General features: G+C 64.2%; 16 protein-coding genes and 1 pseudogene. 7 read left to right on the forward strand and 10 right to left on the reverse strand.

Annotated features, from left to right (window positions below; genetic code table 11):
* On the reverse strand, positions 1-325 hold a 325-nt coding region (locus F757_RS0129210), incomplete at its 3' end, for a helix-turn-helix domain-containing protein (protein WP_156923729.1).
* Positions 326-395: 70 nt separating this feature from the next.
* On the reverse strand, positions 396-1,142 hold the full coding sequence (locus tag F757_RS0129215) for a glucose 1-dehydrogenase (protein ID WP_027214432.1): 747 nt from the start codon (positions 1,140-1,142) through the stop codon (positions 396-398).
* A gap of 575 nt (positions 1,143-1,717) precedes the next feature.
* Here F757_RS0129215 and F757_RS0129225 point away from each other — a divergent pair.
* Positions 1,718-3,058, forward strand: a complete 1,341-nt coding sequence (locus F757_RS0129225; protein WP_027214433.1) for a TAXI family TRAP transporter solute-binding subunit — start codon at positions 1,718-1,720, stop codon at positions 3,056-3,058.
* 53 nt (positions 3,059-3,111) lie between these two features.
* Here F757_RS0129225 and F757_RS0129230 read toward each other — a convergent pair whose 3' ends face one another.
* From F757_RS0129230 to F757_RS0129240, 3 genes are all read right to left on the reverse strand, one after another.
* Positions 3,112-4,032: a ProQ/FinO family protein gene (locus F757_RS0129230; protein WP_027214434.1), complete on the reverse strand. Its 921-nt coding sequence runs from the start codon at positions 4,030-4,032 to the stop codon at positions 3,112-3,114.
* Positions 4,033-4,487: 455 nt separating this feature from the next.
* Complete coding sequence (locus F757_RS0129235) at positions 4,488-4,871, reverse strand: hypothetical protein (protein ID WP_027214435.1); 384 nt, start codon at positions 4,869-4,871, stop codon at positions 4,488-4,490.
* 56 nt (positions 4,872-4,927) lie between these two features.
* Complete coding sequence (locus F757_RS0129240) at positions 4,928-5,131, reverse strand: cold-shock protein (RefSeq protein WP_013339388.1); 204 nt, start codon at positions 5,129-5,131, stop codon at positions 4,928-4,930.
* Between the two features lie 306 nt (positions 5,132-5,437).
* Between F757_RS0129240 and F757_RS0129245 the strand changes: the two genes are divergently transcribed.
* Complete coding sequence (locus F757_RS0129245; protein ID WP_027214436.1) at positions 5,438-6,883, forward strand: NAD-dependent succinate-semialdehyde dehydrogenase; 1,446 nt, start codon at positions 5,438-5,440, stop codon at positions 6,881-6,883.
* Between the two features lie 212 nt (positions 6,884-7,095).
* Here the strand turns inward: F757_RS0129245 and kdgT are convergent, their stop codons facing one another.
* Positions 7,096-8,112 carry a 2-keto-3-deoxygluconate transporter gene (gene kdgT, locus F757_RS0129250; protein ID WP_027214437.1) on the reverse strand — a complete coding sequence of 339 codons (1,017 nt, stop codon included), beginning with the start codon at positions 8,110-8,112 and terminating at the stop codon, positions 7,096-7,098.
* A gap of 312 nt (positions 8,113-8,424) precedes the next feature.
* Between kdgT and kduI the strand changes: the two genes are divergently transcribed.
* The 3 genes from kduI to kdgR all read left to right on the forward strand — a co-directional run bounded on the left by kduI (position 8,425) and on the right by kdgR (position 11,171).
* On the forward strand, positions 8,425-9,261 hold the full coding sequence (gene kduI, locus F757_RS0129255; protein WP_027214438.1) for a 5-dehydro-4-deoxy-D-glucuronate isomerase: 837 nt from the start codon (positions 8,425-8,427) through the stop codon (positions 9,259-9,261).
* 123 nt (positions 9,262-9,384) lie between these two features.
* Positions 9,385-10,185: a 2-dehydro-3-deoxy-D-gluconate 5-dehydrogenase KduD gene (kduD, locus tag F757_RS0129260; protein WP_051376896.1), complete on the forward strand. Its 801-nt coding sequence runs from the start codon at positions 9,385-9,387 to the stop codon at positions 10,183-10,185.
* 107 nt (positions 10,186-10,292) lie between these two features.
* On the forward strand, positions 10,293-11,171 hold the full coding sequence (gene kdgR / locus F757_RS0129265; protein WP_027214440.1) for a DNA-binding transcriptional regulator KdgR: 879 nt from the start codon (positions 10,293-10,295) through the stop codon (positions 11,169-11,171).
* Positions 11,172-11,244: 73 nt separating this feature from the next.
* On the opposite strand, the gene F757_RS0129270 is transcribed toward kdgR, so the two are convergent.
* Positions 11,245-11,799, reverse strand: coding sequence for a cytochrome b (locus tag F757_RS0129270; protein ID WP_198021452.1), 555 nt, complete (start codon positions 11,797-11,799; stop codon positions 11,245-11,247).
* Positions 11,800-12,450: 651 nt separating this feature from the next.
* Here F757_RS0129270 and F757_RS0129280 point away from each other — a divergent pair.
* Both F757_RS0129280 and F757_RS0129285 read left to right on the forward strand, forming a co-directional pair.
* Entirely contained in the window at positions 12,451-12,807 is a 357-nt protein-coding gene (locus F757_RS0129280) for a hypothetical protein (protein ID WP_027214443.1), read from the forward strand.
* A gap of 97 nt (positions 12,808-12,904) precedes the next feature.
* On the forward strand, positions 12,905-13,174 hold the full coding sequence (locus F757_RS0129285) for a hypothetical protein (RefSeq protein WP_027214444.1): 270 nt from the start codon (positions 12,905-12,907) through the stop codon (positions 13,172-13,174).
* Between the two features lie 96 nt (positions 13,175-13,270).
* On the opposite strand, the gene F757_RS0129290 is transcribed toward F757_RS0129285, so the two are convergent.
* From F757_RS0129290 to F757_RS35535, 3 genes and pseudogenes are all read right to left on the reverse strand, one after another.
* Positions 13,271-13,519: a hypothetical protein gene (locus tag F757_RS0129290; protein WP_027214445.1), complete on the reverse strand. Its 249-nt coding sequence runs from the start codon at positions 13,517-13,519 to the stop codon at positions 13,271-13,273.
* Positions 13,520-13,675: 156 nt separating this feature from the next.
* On the reverse strand, positions 13,676-14,854 hold the full coding sequence (locus tag F757_RS0129295) for a 4-hydroxybenzoate 3-monooxygenase (RefSeq protein WP_027214446.1): 1,179 nt from the start codon (positions 14,852-14,854) through the stop codon (positions 13,676-13,678).
* A 263-nt stretch (positions 14,855-15,117) separates the two neighbouring features.
* Positions 15,118-15,279: pseudogene (locus tag F757_RS35535) on the reverse strand (threonine ammonia-lyase, biosynthetic); the annotation flags it as partial.

A 15,279-nucleotide genomic window follows, 5' to 3' on the forward strand; every position in this document is an offset into this window, starting at 1 on the left:
GTTCCCACTTCGCAATGGCGCCTTGAGCGCGAATGTCGAACACTGCAGCGGCCTGCTGGCACGACAGATTCTCCCGCCACATGTGGCTCAGAACGGACATTCTGAACTGCGCATCATAGTGGCTGTACTTCTTGCGCAAACCTTCACGGCCATGTTGCTCATAAACCGCTATCCAGCGGCGTAACACCGTACAGCCTACGCCATGACGCTGCGCGATCGTCCGCACACCACCAGCTCCGGCTTGATATTCCTTAACCAACTTCAGCTTGAACTGCTCACCGTACTTCGCCATGAAAAACACCCCAAAGGTTGGATCGGTGTCCAACTTTTGGGGTGCAGTTCAAAGGCGCCGCTCGCATCCACTTCATGGCTCTTCTCAAAGAGCAATCACTTTGTTACCGCGCCCCGCCGCTCGCGATCAGACTTTCACCCGTCAACCAGCGAGCGTCGTCGGACGCGAGGAAGGCGACCACATCGGCGATATCGTCCGGCTGACCGATACGGCCGAGCGGTGTCGTGCTGAGCGCCCACGCTTCGAGGTCCGAACCAATAATGCCCGCGCTATGCGTGCCTTCGGTCGCGACCATGCCCGGGTTCACCGAGTTCACACGGATCTTGCGCGGCCCGAGTTCCTTCGCGAGCACGCCGGTAATGCCGTCCACCGCGCCCTTCGTTGCCGTGTAGACCGCGCTGCCCGGCGGCGTGATGCGGCTCACCACCGAGCTCACGTTGACGATGCTCGCGCCTTCGCCGAGATGCTTGACCGCTGCCTGCGTGACGAGCAGCAAACCGAGCACGTTCACATTGAAGTGCTTATGGAAGTGCTCTTCGGTGATGTCGTCGATCGGCGCAAATTCATACACGCCCGAATTGTTGACGAGGATATCGAGGCGGCCATACGTTTCCACCGCAGTGTCGATGATGCCTTTCGCATCCGCCGCTTTCGACACGTCGCCCGCCACCGCCACCGCCTTGCCGCCTGCAGCGCTGATAGCAGCGACCACCTCGTCGGCGCCGGCCCGGCTCGACGCATAGTTCACCACCACGGATGCACCTTGCGCAGCCAACGCCTTCGCGATGGCCGCGCCGATACCTTTCGATCCACCCGTTACAACTGCAACTTTACCTGTGAGCTTGCTCATGAGGTGTGTCCTTGAATTGGGTTAGCGCCGGCATGCTGCCGCGCAGATTCGCGGCATTCATGCTGCTTCAGCAGGACGCTGCGGCGCTGGCACTGGTGACACTGTATGCATCGCCGCCGCCCGGATAAAGCGGCTTCAGGCGAATAGATACGTCAAGGGAGCCGAACAATCTGCAAGCCCGATTTGAACCGGTAGGAGCCGGTGGGGAGCCGGTGGGGAGCCGGCCTGGCGGCACCGTGGCCGCATCCTGCGCGCCGCATTCAACGCCTGCGCTCGAGCGCGATGTGCGCGGCAATGCTGAGCAGCACCGCCAACGCACCCAAAGTATCCAATGCGGCAGACAACACGATCGTCTCCTTCGTAGCTCAGGCTACTCATGCATCAGGAACGATTGCCTGGCTCCTCGATTAAAGATCTTTTGCGACGAATCGGCAACTGCGCGTGCGGCCACGAATGACCGGCGTACGGCGAGGACAACGGACCACCGCCCTGCCCGTCAATAGAGCAAACTGCCGACGACAACTCCGCCCGCCGAGGTGGACAATGCCTGATCCCGGCCACCGCACGGAATGCCTATGAAAGCGCAGCGTCCGCGTCGTTCTCCGCAGTTCCTCCGCGATTCGCTCCACGCCGAGTGGCGCGATCACATGCTGCCATATGCCGTGGTCGCCGCCGTGGCCGCGCTCGTCGTCACGCTCATTGTGTGGCTCGTCGACCCGGCCCCGCCGAAAACCATCACGTTGAGCGCGGGCCCCCACGACAGCTCGTTTGCCGTGGCCGCCGACCAGTACAAGAAGATTCTCGCGCAAAACGGCATCACGCTAAACGTGCTCGAATCAGACGGCTCGGTGCAGAACCTGCAGCGGCTGCTTGACCCGAAGCAGCGCGTCGACCTCGCGCTCGTGCAAGGCGGGGTGGCAAGCGGGCGCGACACCTCTTCGCTGATGTCGCTCGGCAGCCTGTTCTATGTGCCTGTCGTGGTGTTTTACCGCGGCACCGGCGTGACCCAGCTCTCCGAGCTCGAAGGCAAACGGATTGCCGTGGGCCGCGAAGGCAGCGGCACACGGCTGCTCGCGCTGCAACTGCTCGATGCGAATGGCATTTTGCCGGGCGGCGAAACGACATTCGTGCCGAGCGACGGCCTGCAGGCGGCCACGCAACTGGTCACAGACGAAGTGGACGCGGCCATCCTGAGCGGCGATTCGGCGACCCGCGCGCTGATGCTGCGCCTGCTGCGGGTGCCCGGCATTTCGGTGATGAATTTCGACGAAGCCGCCGCTTATACGCGGCTCTTCCCTTATCTGGATCAGATCGACCTGCCGCCCGGCGTGCTCGATCTGCGGCACAAGATCCCGCCTGACACGGTGCATCTGATCAGCCCCACGGTGGAGCTCGTTGCGCGCACCGATCTGCATCCGGCTATTTCAGATCTGCTGATCGAGGCGGCGCAGGAAGTGCACGGCAGGCCAGGTCTGTTGCAGCGCGCCGGACAGTTCCCAAGTCCGATCGCACACGAGTATCAGATCAGCCAGGATGCGCAGCGCTACTACCGCACCGGCAAGAGCTTTCTTTACCGGACGCTGCCGTTCTGGCTCGCGAGCATCGGCGACCGCACGCTCGTGCTGCTGTTGCCGGTGGCCGTGCTGCTCTTTCCGGCGATGCGGTTGATCCCCGCGCTGTACCGCTGGCGTGTGCGTTCGCGCATCTATCGCTATTACGGAGCGCTAATTGCCATCGAGCGCGGCGCGCTCGCGCAAACCACCGGCGAAGAGCGCACGCGGCTCTTCGCGGAACTGGATCAGATCGAGGAATCGCTGAATCGGCTGCGCATGCCGCTCGCTTATGCCGACGCGTTCTATGTGTTGCGCGAACACGTCGGCTTCGTGCGCAGCCGGCTTGGCGCAGGCGTGCGCTGAGCGGCCACCGGAAGCGGCCACCGGACGTTTCAGGTGGCCGGCACGACGCAGGCTCAGGCTTGAGGAGTGGCGGGCGCCGACTCCGACAGGTTGGCGGATTGAGCAGCAGGTTTGTCGTCAATGGACGACTGCGCTGCGCCGGTTTGCGGCTCGCCGCCGTCTTCGCCGGGTTGCACGACGGGTTGCGGGACGGGCTGCGCAGGTGGTTGTGAAGCGGCTTGCGTGGCTTGTTCCGATGCGTCTTGCGGAGCGGCTTGCGTGGCTTGTTCCGATGAGTCTGGCGCAGCGCCTTGCGAGACTTCCTGCGCGCCCGCCGCGTTGTGCGCGGGCGTTGCCTTCTGCGCATCCGCCGATGCAGCCGCTGCGGCAGCCTTCGCGCTTTTCGCCGCGCGATGTGCCTGCAGGCGCTGCGCGCCCGCCGCTTCCTGAGCCGTGACCTTGCCGGCCTCGGCCCCGTTCAGATCGACGCGCACAGCGCCTTCCGCGAGAGACTTCCAGTAGCGGCTGCCGCGGCACCAGGTCTTGATCGCGTCGCGCAACTCGGCTTCGGTCAGCGACAGTTCCTTCGCATGCACGACCAGGTCTTCGAAGATGCCGACCTTCAGCGGCAGCTTCGGCGCCGGATTCTTCGGGAACGCGTTCGGGAAGCGCTTTTGCAGACGCCCAATGGACTTGACCACCGGATCGACCGGCCGTGCGTCCGCTGCGGGCGCCGCTGCATGTGCCCCGCGTCGCGGCTGCGACGGCTTGCCGGCGGGCCGCGCGCCAGGCTTTGCGCCGGGGCCCGTGCCCGCACCTGCGCGGGGCGGGGACGACTTCGCAGCCGGCCTGCCGTCGCTTCGGGCGTCGCGCCTTGCCTCCGACCTGCCCTCGGGCCTCGCGCCGGATTTGCCATCGCCCTTGGCGGCGGGCGCAGACTGCGCACGTGCCGCGGCCAGTTGCTTCTTCAGTTCAGCGAGTTGTTCGAAACCCATAGCGCACAACCAATCGAGAAAGACGAGATTGTAGCAGCGCACGGTAAGACATTCGTGACGGCATTGCAACGCCGTGCGGGCCGCGCGAGCGCCTGGCGCGGCGGTGGGACACCACGCGCGGCGTTTGCGCGCAGCGGCGCTATGTTGGGCGCTGCTTGTAGAGCACTACCTGCCGGGCGCCACTTGTCGGGCGCTGCGTGTCGCCCGCTTTATGTCGCCCGCTTTATGTCGCCCGCTTTATGTTGGGCGCTTTATGTCGGCCGCTGCATGTTGGGCGGTACCTGTCAGGCGCCACATGTCGGGCGCTGCGTGTTGGGCGCTTCATGTCGGGCGCTGCGTGTGAGACGCCACACGTCGAGCGCTGCGTGCGCGGCGCTGCGTCTCGATCGCGCAGATAGTCGTGACCGCGCTCAAGGTCACTTGCCACTTTTTGATCACGACAGAAGACAAGCAGCTCAGCGCGCCACCACATGCCGCGCCCACTCAAGCCAGCCGAGATTCAGCGCGGCGTTCACCGCGACGCCGAGCGCCGACGCAATCGCCGCGATCATCGTCCAGAAAGCGGAGCGGCGCGCGGCGCTCGCCGACGTATGCGCGGCGTCCGCCGCCTCGCGTGACGCGCTTGCGGCCGCCTGCGCGCCATGCGACGAAGACTCCATCTGCGCGAGCGACTTCAGCGCGAAGCCGCGCTCTTCGCTGGCTCGCGCCTCTTCTTTCTCGAACAGATAGCGATGACAGAACGGCGTCAGCGGCGCATCGGGACGGTGGGCGGCAAAATACCTCGCATAGGCTTCGCCACCGTTGGCGTCGATTTCCTGATAGGCCGATTGCTTGTCCACACGTGCCTCGCCTGCGCGCCGGGCGGCGCGACAAAGCCGCGGCCGCTTCGCCTGTGCTAGATAGGTTTGATGTCCGCTGCCTGTTTTCCCTTCGGTCCCTGCTTCACTTCGAAGCTCACTTTCTGATTTTCCTGCAGCGATTTGAAACCCTCGGCGCGGATTTCCGAGAAATGAGCAAACAGGTCTTCACCTCCGTCGTCGGGTGTGATGAAGCCGAAGCCCTTCGCGTCGTTGAACCACTTCACTGTACCGGTAGGCATGTCGATTCCTCATGTGCATCGGGTTGACTGGGACTGCCGCTCGACTGTACGCCTCTTCAGGCGACGGCGCTTCGGCCGGCCCGCCATGCGCTAATCCTTGTCGTCGTCGTGCAGGGCGGCGCGGCAGCCCCGACTACACGCGTCGCAAGATGCGTGCCGCGCCGTCGCCAACGGCGCGCCCGCCGGTGCGTTTGGGCGCAATCAGATAAGATGTTTCATTATCGGCAGTCCATTCTCGGCCACGCGCGCCCCGCCTCATATCGAGGCGCCGCGCAGGCTGTCGTTTTCCCATTTACAGGAACAAGCATGGCAATTTCGAGCTATACCGATACCCGACTTCTCATCAACGGCGAGTGGTGCGATGCCGCAAGCGGCAAGACCATCGACGTTCTCAACCCAGCTACCGGCCAGGTGATCGGCACGGTGGCCCATGCCGGCATTGCCGACCTGGACCGCGCCCTCGAGGCAGCGCAGCGCGGCTTCGAAGCGTGGCGCAAGGTGCCGGCGCACGAGCGCGCCGCGGTCATGCGCAAGGCAGCCGCGCTGGTGCGCGAGCGCGCCTCCGACATCGGCCGCCTGATGACGCAGGAACAGGGCAAGCCGTTTGCCGAAGCGAAGATCGAAGTGCTGGCCGCGGCCGACATCATCGAATGGTTCGCCGACGAAGGCCGCCGCCTCTATGGGCGCGTGGTGCCGTCGCGCAATCTGGCGGCGCAGCAGCTCGTGCTGAAGGAGCCGATCGGCCCGGTCGCCGCCTTCACGCCGTGGAACTTCCCCGTCAACCAGATCGTGCGCAAGCTGAGCGCGGCGCTCGCGAGCGGCTGCTCGTTCCTCGTCAAGGCGCCTGAGGAAACCCCGGCGTCGCCGGCGGGCCTGCTGCAGGCTTTCGTCGAAGCGGGTGTACCGGCGGGCACCGTCGGCCTTGTGTTCGGCGATCCGGCGGAAATTTCGGGGTACCTGATTCCGCATCCGGTCATCCGCAAGGTCACGTTTACCGGCTCCACGCCGGTCGGCAAGCAACTCGCCGCGCTGGCCGGCGCGCACATGAAGCGCGCCACGATGGAACTGGGCGGCCACGCGCCCGTGATCGTCGCTGAAGACGCCGACGTCGCGCTCGCCGTCAAGGCAGCGGGCGGCGCGAAGTTCCGCAACGCGGGCCAGGTGTGCATTTCGCCGACGCGCTTTCTCGTGCACAACAGCATCCGCGAAGAGTTCGCCGCTGCGCTCGTCAAGCACGCCGAGAGCCTGAAGCTCGGCGACGGTCTCGCCGAAGGCACGACGCTTGGCCCCCTCGCGAACGCGCGCCGTCTGACGGCCATGAGCAAGGTGCTCGACGACGCGCGCAAGACCGGCGCAAAGGTCGAGACGGGCGGCGAGCGTGTCGGCTCCGAAGGCAACTTCTTCGCGCCGACGGTGCTGACCAATGTGTCGCTCGAAGCCGACGTGTTCAACAACGAGCCGTTCGGCCCGATCGCCGCGATCCGCGGTTTCGACAAGCTGGAGGAAGCGATTGCGGAGGCCAACCGCCTGCCGTTCGGGCTTGCCGGCTACGCGTTCACGAAGTCGTTCAGCAACGTGCATCTGCTGTCGCAGCAGCTCGAAGTCGGCATGCTGTGGATCAACCAGCCCGCCACGCCGACGCCCGAAATGCCGTTCGGCGGCGTGAAGGATTCGGGCTACGGTTCGGAAGGCGGACCGGAAGCAATGGAAGCGTATCTGGTCACGAAGGCCGTGACGGTGATGTCGTCCTGATGGCATGCAGTCACGCTCAGGCAGGCGCCAGAGCGTGACTCGCCTTGCAGGTCGAGGTCCGCGAGTTCTGGCTCGCGGCCTTTTTTATTTTTCTCTATTCAATTGCGAGCCGCGTTGACCGGCGGCCCGGTCGCCTGATCGACTGCCCGTTGCGTCGAACCAGGTCTCGCCTCAGCCCACCCGCAATTGCTCAGTAGCCCTCAGCAGCAACCTCACACATGCGCATCGCTCTCCTTCAGCGGCACTGCTGCGGGCGTCGCCAGGCCTTCGCGCAGCGGGCCGCTCGCCTGAAACCGGCGCACCCATAGCGCGGTCAGCATCGGCACCAGAATCGCAGTCACGAGACAAGCGGTCGCAACCATCGCAGTGGCGGCGGGCACCAGCGGCTTGAAGCTCGGAATCATCTCGCCGATGATCGCGGGGTTGGCCACGGCCGCGCCCGCCGTCGACGAAGCGGCAAGGCCTGCCGCCCCATTGCCGCCCGCAATCCAGCGGTCGGCGAGAATCAGCGGAATGCCGGTCACGACAATGACCGCGAGGCCGAGCACCACGCCCGCCATGCCGCTCTTCGCGATCACGCCGAGGTCGATGCCGTTGCCGAGCGCAAAGCCGAAAAACGGAATCAGCGGATGCACGCAGCGGCCGAAGAACTCGCGCAGTTCGCTGTCGAGATTGCCGAGCGCGAAACCGACGAGAAACGGCAGCACCGCGCCGACAAAAAGCCGCGGCTCGAAGAACGCAACGCCCGCCGCGCCCAGAATGATCATGCTGACCAGAGGCCCGGACTCGACCGACATCAGCACGAATGCGCCGGCCTCCTCTTTGGTGCCGTACTGCTGCATCACGGCCGCGTACAGACCGCCGTTGGTCATGTCCATCGACGTGGTGATCGCGAGCACCGAAAGCCCGGCGAACAGCCCCGCCTTGACACCGTCCACAGGAATGAAATGCGATGCCACCAGGGTGGCGATCCACGCGACCAACGTCTTCGTGACAAGGAGCGTGCCGGACTTGCGCAGCACCGTGCCGGTTGCCCGCAGGTCGATTGTCGCGCCCATGCAGAAGAACCAGACCGCGAGAATCGGCACGGTCCCGGCGATCAGTCCATTGGTGAACGAGCCGAAATACTTGCCCGCGCCGGGCGCGAACGTGTGAACGCAGGCGCCAAGCAGCAGCGGCACGAGCATCAGGCCGCCAGGAATGCGGTCGAGGGCCTTCTTGAGCTTCATTGTCTCCTCCGTGGATGGGGCGTCCGGTCATCCGTTACGCCGTCTTGCGTCAGCGCCGGTCTCGCGCCGGCTGCTCCCTTTCGGCGCAATATAGCATCGTGATAGGAACGGCGTTCCGGATTTTTTCGTCTTCGCGCTCATCGTTTACCCGACCACTCAAGCCACCCGCCACGCTGTCGGAACATCTTCGCAATTTTTTCTGGACCACTGTTCCGAAAATGCAAATAACGCGCTACAGTCGAACCCAGAGGTTCGCCGCCGCGAATCCGCGGCCCAGCGCCATCGACCGGAGACAACACCATGGAAACAACCCTGCAAGTGAGGCAGGCCATCAACAACGAATATGCGAAGACGCTCGACACCGCCGGATTGCGCAGGGAGTTTCTCGTCGACCAGGTGTTCGAGCGCGACACGCTGCGCCTCACTTACAGCCACATCGACCGGATTATCGTAGGCGGCGTGTGGCCGGCCACGCGCGCGGTCGAAGTGCCCGGCTCGCTCGGCAAGTCGATCGGCGTGAACTTTCTGCTGGAGCGGCGCGAACTGGGCGCGATCAACATTGGCGGCAACGGCTGGGTCGACGTGGACGGCACGCGCTACGCGGTGCGCAGCGAGGAAGCGATCTACATTGGCCGCGGCACGCAAGCGGTGGCGTTCGGCAGCGAGGACGCCGCGAGGCCGGCAAAGTTCTACCTGAACTGCGCGCCCGCGCACGACTCGCACCCGACCCGCACCATCTCGCTTGCCGAGGCATCGCCGCAAACGCTCGGCGATCCGGCTACGAGCAACCGCCGCACCATCTACAAGTTCATCGTGCCCGAGGTGCTGCCCACCTGCCAGTTGTCGATGGGCATGACCAAGCTGGAACCGGGCAGCCTCTGGAACACAATGCCCTGCCATACGCACGAGCGGCGCATGGAGGTGTATTTCTATTTCAATGTCGCCGACGACGCCGCCGTCTTTCACATGATGGGCGAGCCGCACGAGACGCGGCACATCGTCGTGCATAACGAACAGGCCGTGATCTCGCCGAGCTGGTCGATTCATTCGGGTGTCGGCACGCGGGCTTACACGTTCATCTGGGGCATGGTGGGCGAAAACCAGGTGTTCAGCGACATGGACCATATCGCGGTGCGCGATCTGCGCTGAACGCCTGAACGGCAGGCAATGAGCGTTGACTTGCTGATTTGCACAAAGGGTTGAGTCGGCCAGCATTGGACGCTGCGCTACCAACCGTGCGCCACCGGCCCTCCGCCTGCAAAAACACACGACATGGATTTCGACATTGTGAACATCTCCGCCAGGAACCGCCTTGCGCCCCATCCCTTCGATCTCAGCGGCAAGGTCGCCATCGTCACGGGCAGCAATACGGGCCTTGGCGCCGCCATGGCCCTCGCGCTGGCGGAGGCAGGCTGCGACATCGTCGGAGTGTCGCGTGCCGATGCCGGCGAAACGCCCGCGCGCATCGCTGCCACCGGGCGCAGATTCGCGGACGTGCGCGCCGACCTTGCGTCGATCGCACCGGTGGACGACATCGTGCGCGCTGCGGTCGAAGCCTTTGGACGCGTCGACGTACTGGTGAACAACGCGGGCATCATCCGCCGCGAAGACGCGCTTGAATTCAGCGAGAGCGACTGGGACGCCGTCATGGACCTCAATCTGAAGGGCCTGTTCTTTCTCGCGCAGGCGGCCGCGAAGCAATTCGTGCGGCAGGAAAGCGGCGGCAAGATCATCAACATTGCGTCGATGCTGTCGTTCCAGGGCGGCATTCGCGTCGCCTCGTACACCGCGTCGAAAAGCGGCGTGCTCGGCCTCACGCGCCTGCTAGCCAACGAATGGGCCGCGCAGCGCATCAACGTGAACGCCATCGCGCCGGGCTATATGGCCACGGCGAACACGGCGGCGTTGCGCGAAGACGCGCAGCGCAACGACGAAATTCTCAGCCGCATTCCCGCCGGCCGCTGGGGCGCGCCGGACGATCTCGCGGGGCCGGTGGTTTTTCTCGCCTCCTCCGCGTCGGACTACGTGCACGGGCATACACTGGCGGTAGACGGCGGCTGGCTCGCGCGCTGACTCGGCAGAACACGCGAGACGCGGTATGCTCGCCGCGTCCGCCAGGAAGCGGCAAAGAAGCGGCAGAAAAACGGCAGAGATCAGCGATTGACCAGGAAATCACGGAAATGGCAGCAACTGGCAGACAGCAGCGCAAGGACGACTCCGCGGCCCTTGCGCACGACGCGGACAGCGTCGAATGCGGCAGCGAGAAAGCCGAATCGGCTTCGTCGATTGGCCGCGTGTTCGCGATTCTCGGCGCAATCGGCGACAGAGGGCAGATCGGCATCAGCGAACTGTCGCAACGGCTCGCCATGTCGAAAACCACTGTGCATCGGGTCGTGCAGACGCTCAAGGCACTCGGCTTCGTGACGCAGGAAGTGGAGACCGAGCGCTACCGTCTGACCATTCGTCTGTTCGAACTCGGCGCGAAGGCGCTGGAAAGCGTGGATCTCGTGCGCGAGGCCGATGTGGAAATGCGCCGCATCGGCCAGTTGACGCGGGAGGCGGTGCACCTGGGCGCGTTCGACGAAGACGCAATCATCTACATTCACAAGATCGACGCCGACTACGGGCTGCGCATGCAGTCGCGCATCGGCCGGCGCAATCCGCTTCACAGCACGGCGATTGGCAAGGTGCTGCTCGCATGGATGGACCCGGCGGATGCACGGGAGGTGCTGTCTCACGTCGAATTCCGCAAGTCGACGCAAAAAACGCTCTCATCTGCCGAGGCGGTGCTCAGCATCCTGCCGCGTGTTCGCGAGCAAGGCTACGGCGAGGACAACGAGGAGCAGGAAGAAGGCTTGCAGTGCATCGCGGTGCCGGTGTTCGACCGCTTTGGCCGCGTGATCGCCGGCCTGTCGATTTCGTTTCCGACCATGCGCTGCGGTGCCGACACGAAGTCGCACTACGTGGCACTGCTGCGCGAATCGGGCCATGCGATCTCGACCCGGCTCGGCTACCGCGAGGCCGCCGCGCCGCGGCAAGCGGCGGCGCAGCCAGGTTGAGCCAGGTCACCGGAAGCGGCGCGCCAGCCCCTCACATCAAGCTGCCCGGCAGTCGTTCCGACTGCTCAGGCAGTCACGGCAGCATGCGCTGCAACACGTCGTCCTTCAGCACGAAGCGATGGAACAGCGCCCCCGCTACGTGCAGCCCGATCAGCGCCAGCAGCACCCACGCAAGGTAGCCATGGATGTCGCCCATCTCGTGGCCGACACTCGAGCCCACCGGCGAAATGGACGGATAAGGCAACACGCCGAAGAGCTTCACCGTCCAGCCGCGCGACGACGCATTCGCCCACCCGAGCACGGGCACGACGACGAGCGCCAGATACAGCAGTCCGTGCGTGATGTGCGACACAGTTCGAAACAACGGCGACAGCGATGCTGGCGCCGGGCGATGCGTTGCGCGCCAGAGGATTCGCAGCACGACCGCCGCGATCAGCGCTGCTCCAACCCCGAGATGCCAGGCGATCAGCCCTTGCGGCAGCGTGCCCTTGTGAATGTCCGGCATGGTCCAGCCGATCAAAAACTGCGCGGCGATCAGAAGGACTATCAGCCAGTGAAGAAGCCTGGCGACACCGTCATAGCCCGTCGAATAACGGCGGGCATTCGTCTTCATCGATTGCATGTTCATGGGACGTTCCGTCTCTTTCGTAGTGTGGGGAAAGCGCGTATCGCACCGGAGTACGAGCCGGCATGGTACCCGGCAAATCTTAATAGAAGCTGACCTCGGCCCGGACCGTTAGCCGCGTGAGCCGGAATGTCGCAAGATACTGGCGCAAACCGCCAGTCTGCAACCGAATGTATCCGTGTGGCATAGCAGACGCATCCCGCGCGGCCGGCGGTTGTCTGGCGCGCGCAACGTGGCACCTTCGGGCAGCGCCGGTCCGCACAAGGCGCGCGAAAGCGCGCTTTTTATAACGCGCTCAACAGCTTGTCCGGCCCATTGGCCGCATGGCGGCTTTCCACGCCCTTCTCCCGCGACCCTGGCTGCGCGGGCTTCCCGACAGCACGCCGCGCGATGCGCTCGACACGTCCTGTTACACACGAACACACCGGTAATGCGGCCTCTCAGTAGAGTTCGGGTCAACAGGAAAGAGGAGCAATGTCATGAAACGAATTCTCGCATGGGTCATTCTCGCGGCAACACTGGGTATCGGATTGAGCGCCTGCATCGTGGTACCCGCAGGCGGCTATCACGACCATTACCGTTACCACGACCGTTACTGATGAGGCTGCGGCCTCACCGTCCCTACCGGATCAACTGAACGCGGGAATCAACAAAATGAACTCATCACGAAACCGCTTGCTGTCTATTGCTGTGCTCGCCGGTCTTGGCATCGGCGCTTCGTCGGCCGCGCTGGCTCACGTGGATGTCGGCGTGAATATCGGTGTACCGGGCGTCGTCTATGCACCCGAGCCGGTCTATGCACCGCCGCCTCCACCGGTGTATGCACCGCCGCCTCCGGTGGTGGTCGTGAGCCCCGGCTGGTACGGCGATCGTTACTACGACGGTCGCCGCTACTGGGAGCGTCGCGAGTGGGAAGAGCGTCATCGCGAACGCGAGTGGCACGACGCGCGCGGTCCGCATGGAGACTGGCGCGGCCGCGGCGAGTGGCACGGTCATGGTGGCTATCATTGACGGTGACGCGATCGGCGCCTCAAGCGCCGCGCCGACGGATTGACGATCGTGCCGCGCCGTTGGCGGCAATGCGTCGGCACCTTGCAGGAGCGATATAGTGGTACGCACTGACCCACGACGAGTCACCGCGCAGATCGACGGCATTCTGGTCTGCGCGGAATACAGCGAACAAACAGGCCAATTGTGTCTGCGCCACGACGGCGCGCTCGTTCGCGAATGGTTTCCACCGCATTCGTGGATCGCGATAGCGTCCGTGGCGGGCGCGCGGCATTGGGGCACGCGCCCAACCGACGACGACCTGCGCGCGCTCCTCCACAACGAGATGACCTTGCTGCGCTCGCCGCAAGCAGATCTAATCAAGAAATAACACAGCGCGCGGCGCAGGATGCGTCGCGCGCTGTGTCGTGTGCGCTTCAACGTTCGGGCGTCGAAGCGCGCGCATCGAGAGCGTTTGGGTTACCGGTCAGCGTGCGTTGTACACCGGCGGCGAGTACGAGCTGAACGAAGTGTCGCCGCCACGGCCCGCCTGCCACGTGCCGTGGCCGCCTGAACCGTAGCCGCTATCCGCGGCTCGCACGGACTCCTGCTGACCGGCTGCACTGCGAATAGCGTCGTTGCCCTGCTCCGCCGTTTGCCCTGAAGTCTGAGCCATCGAAACAAGCGGTGCGCCCAACACGAGGGCAACAGCAACTGCGCGAATAAGCGATTTCATTTGACCACCTCCGGTTCTGTCTTTTATCTGTGCCGCGAGCGGAATTCGTTCGCAGCGTTGAAGGCAGTGTAGGTGCGTCGGAGTAGACGATAAATCCGCTAAACCTGAATTCAGTGTTGCTGTTGCACCGACAATGGCAGCGGTCCCCGTTCGCGCTCAGTCCTGAGGCACGGCCACGCCGACGTAGTTCTCCGCCATCACCCTCGCCGCCGAACGCGACGTGGTCACGTATTCCAGTTCAGCCACCTGAAGCTGCTGCTCGAACGGCGACGCGCCTTCGACGCGATGCATCATGCTCGTCATCCAGTACGAGAAATGCTCCGCGCGCCAGATACGCTTGAGCGCCGTTTCACTGTAACGCTCGAGCAGGTCGGTGCGATTTTCGACGTAGAAGGCGTTCAAAGCCTTCGTGAGCAGGCGCACATCGGCGACAGCGAGGTTCATGCCTTTGGCGCCCGTCGGCGGCACGATGTGCGCGGCGTCGCCCGCGAGAAAGAGACGCCCGTGCTGCATTGTCGCGGAGACGAAGCTGCGCATGCCGACAATGTTCTTCTGGAATATCTTGCCGTCCACCACGTGCTGGCCGTCGTGCGAGTCCACGCGTGCGTGCAGTTCGGCCCAGATGCGGTCGTCGGACCAGTTGTCGACGGAATCTTTCGGATCGCACTGGAAGTACATGCGCTGCACGTTGGCCGAACGCGTGCTGATCAACGCGAAGCCGCGCTCGTGCCGGGCGTAGATCAGTTCATCCGACGAAGGCGGTCCTTCGCATAGGATGCCGAACCATCCGAACGGGTACACCCGTTCGTAGTCGCGGCGCAACGCCTGCGGTATCGATGCACGCGAAACGCCCTGCGAGCCATCGCAGCCGATCACGAAATCGCATTGCAGCTCGCATGCTTCGCCCTCGTGGCGATAGCGGATCGACGGCGTGTCGGTGTCGATGCCGTGCAGCGACGTTTCAGATACGCCGAAGCGCAACGCCCCGTCCGCCGCAACCCGCGCCGCGACGAGATCCTTGATGACCTCGTGCTGCGCATAGACGGTAATGGAGTGTCCCGTGAGTCCGGTCAGATCGATGCGCCGGCGCTTGCCCTCGAACGCAAGCTCGAAGCCATGATGCAGCGCACCTTCGGCCTTCATGCGCTCGCCGACGCCGGCCTCGGTCAGCAGATCCATGGTGCCCTGCTCGAGCACGCCGGCGCGTATCGTCGATTCGATCTGCTCGCGCGTGCGCGTTTCGAGCACGACCGACTCGATACCGCGCAGATGAAGAAGATGGGAAAGCAGCAGGCCCGCCGGCCCTGCACCGATAATGCCAACCTGGGTGCGCATGATGTGTCTCCTGAGTGCGAGTTTGATTTGCCTCAAGTTTGACAATCGGCCCTGCTATCGCGCAACGCGATATGGCGGATAGGCTGTATTGCGTTCAGAGATAACGACATTGCGTGGCAACGCGCATTCATCGCGGTCAATGCGATGCCACGCCCTGCTGACGGCACTTGCCGGGAACGACGCTTGACCTGACACGCTCGCGTGCAGGTCAGTCACTCAAGGTAAACCCCGAGCGAGCGCACCGGGCTCATGCACATGGTCGCTCAGCCCAGGAACAACCGATACACCGGATTCTGCGTCTCTTCCCAATACGGATAGCCGAGCGTCGCGAGGAAGCGGTCGAACTCCGCGTTATCCGTTTGCGGCACCTGGATGCCGACGAGAATCGAGCTGTAGTCCGCGCCCTGGTTGCGGTAATGGAACAG

Origin of the sequence: Burkholderia sp. WSM2232, from assembly GCF_000472545.1 — a bacterium.
In the GTDB taxonomy this organism is placed as follows: Bacteria; Pseudomonadota; Gammaproteobacteria; order Burkholderiales; family Burkholderiaceae; genus Paraburkholderia.

Bases quoted from the DNA above. Each gene is read 5' to 3' on its own strand.
- F757_RS0129240 (WP_013339388.1), bottom strand. From the start codon at position 5,131: ATGCCTACCGGTACAGTGAAGTGGTTCAACGACGCGAAGGGCTTCGGC.
- F757_RS0129225 (WP_027214433.1), top strand. From the start codon at position 1,718: ATGAAAGCGCAGCGTCCGCGTCGTTCTCCGCAGTTCCTCCGCGATTCG.
- F757_RS0129245 (WP_027214436.1), top strand. From the start codon at position 5,438: ATGGCAATTTCGAGCTATACCGATACCCGACTTCTCATCAACGGCGAG.
- F757_RS0129290 (WP_027214445.1), bottom strand. From the start codon at position 13,519: ATGAAATCGCTTATTCGCGCAGTTGCTGTTGCCCTCGTGTTGGGCGCA.
- F757_RS0129295 (WP_027214446.1), bottom strand. From the start codon at position 14,854: ATGCGCACCCAGGTTGGCATTATCGGTGCAGGGCCGGCGGGCCTGCTG.
- F757_RS0129230 (WP_027214434.1), bottom strand. From the start codon at position 4,032: ATGGGTTTCGAACAACTCGCTGAACTGAAGAAGCAACTGGCCGCGGCA.
- kdgT (WP_027214437.1), bottom strand. From the start codon at position 8,112: ATGAAGCTCAAGAAGGCCCTCGACCGCATTCCTGGCGGCCTGATGCTC.
- F757_RS0129215 (WP_027214432.1), bottom strand. From the start codon at position 1,142: ATGAGCAAGCTCACAGGTAAAGTTGCAGTTGTAACGGGTGGATCGAAA.
- F757_RS0129270 (WP_198021452.1), bottom strand. From the start codon at position 11,799: ATGAACATGCAATCGATGAAGACGAATGCCCGCCGTTATTCGACGGGC.
- kdgR (WP_027214440.1), top strand. From the start codon at position 10,293: ATGGCAGCAACTGGCAGACAGCAGCGCAAGGACGACTCCGCGGCCCTT.
- F757_RS0129280 (WP_027214443.1), top strand. From the start codon at position 12,451: ATGAACTCATCACGAAACCGCTTGCTGTCTATTGCTGTGCTCGCCGGT.
- kduD (WP_051376896.1), top strand. From the start codon at position 9,385: ATGGATTTCGACATTGTGAACATCTCCGCCAGGAACCGCCTTGCGCCC.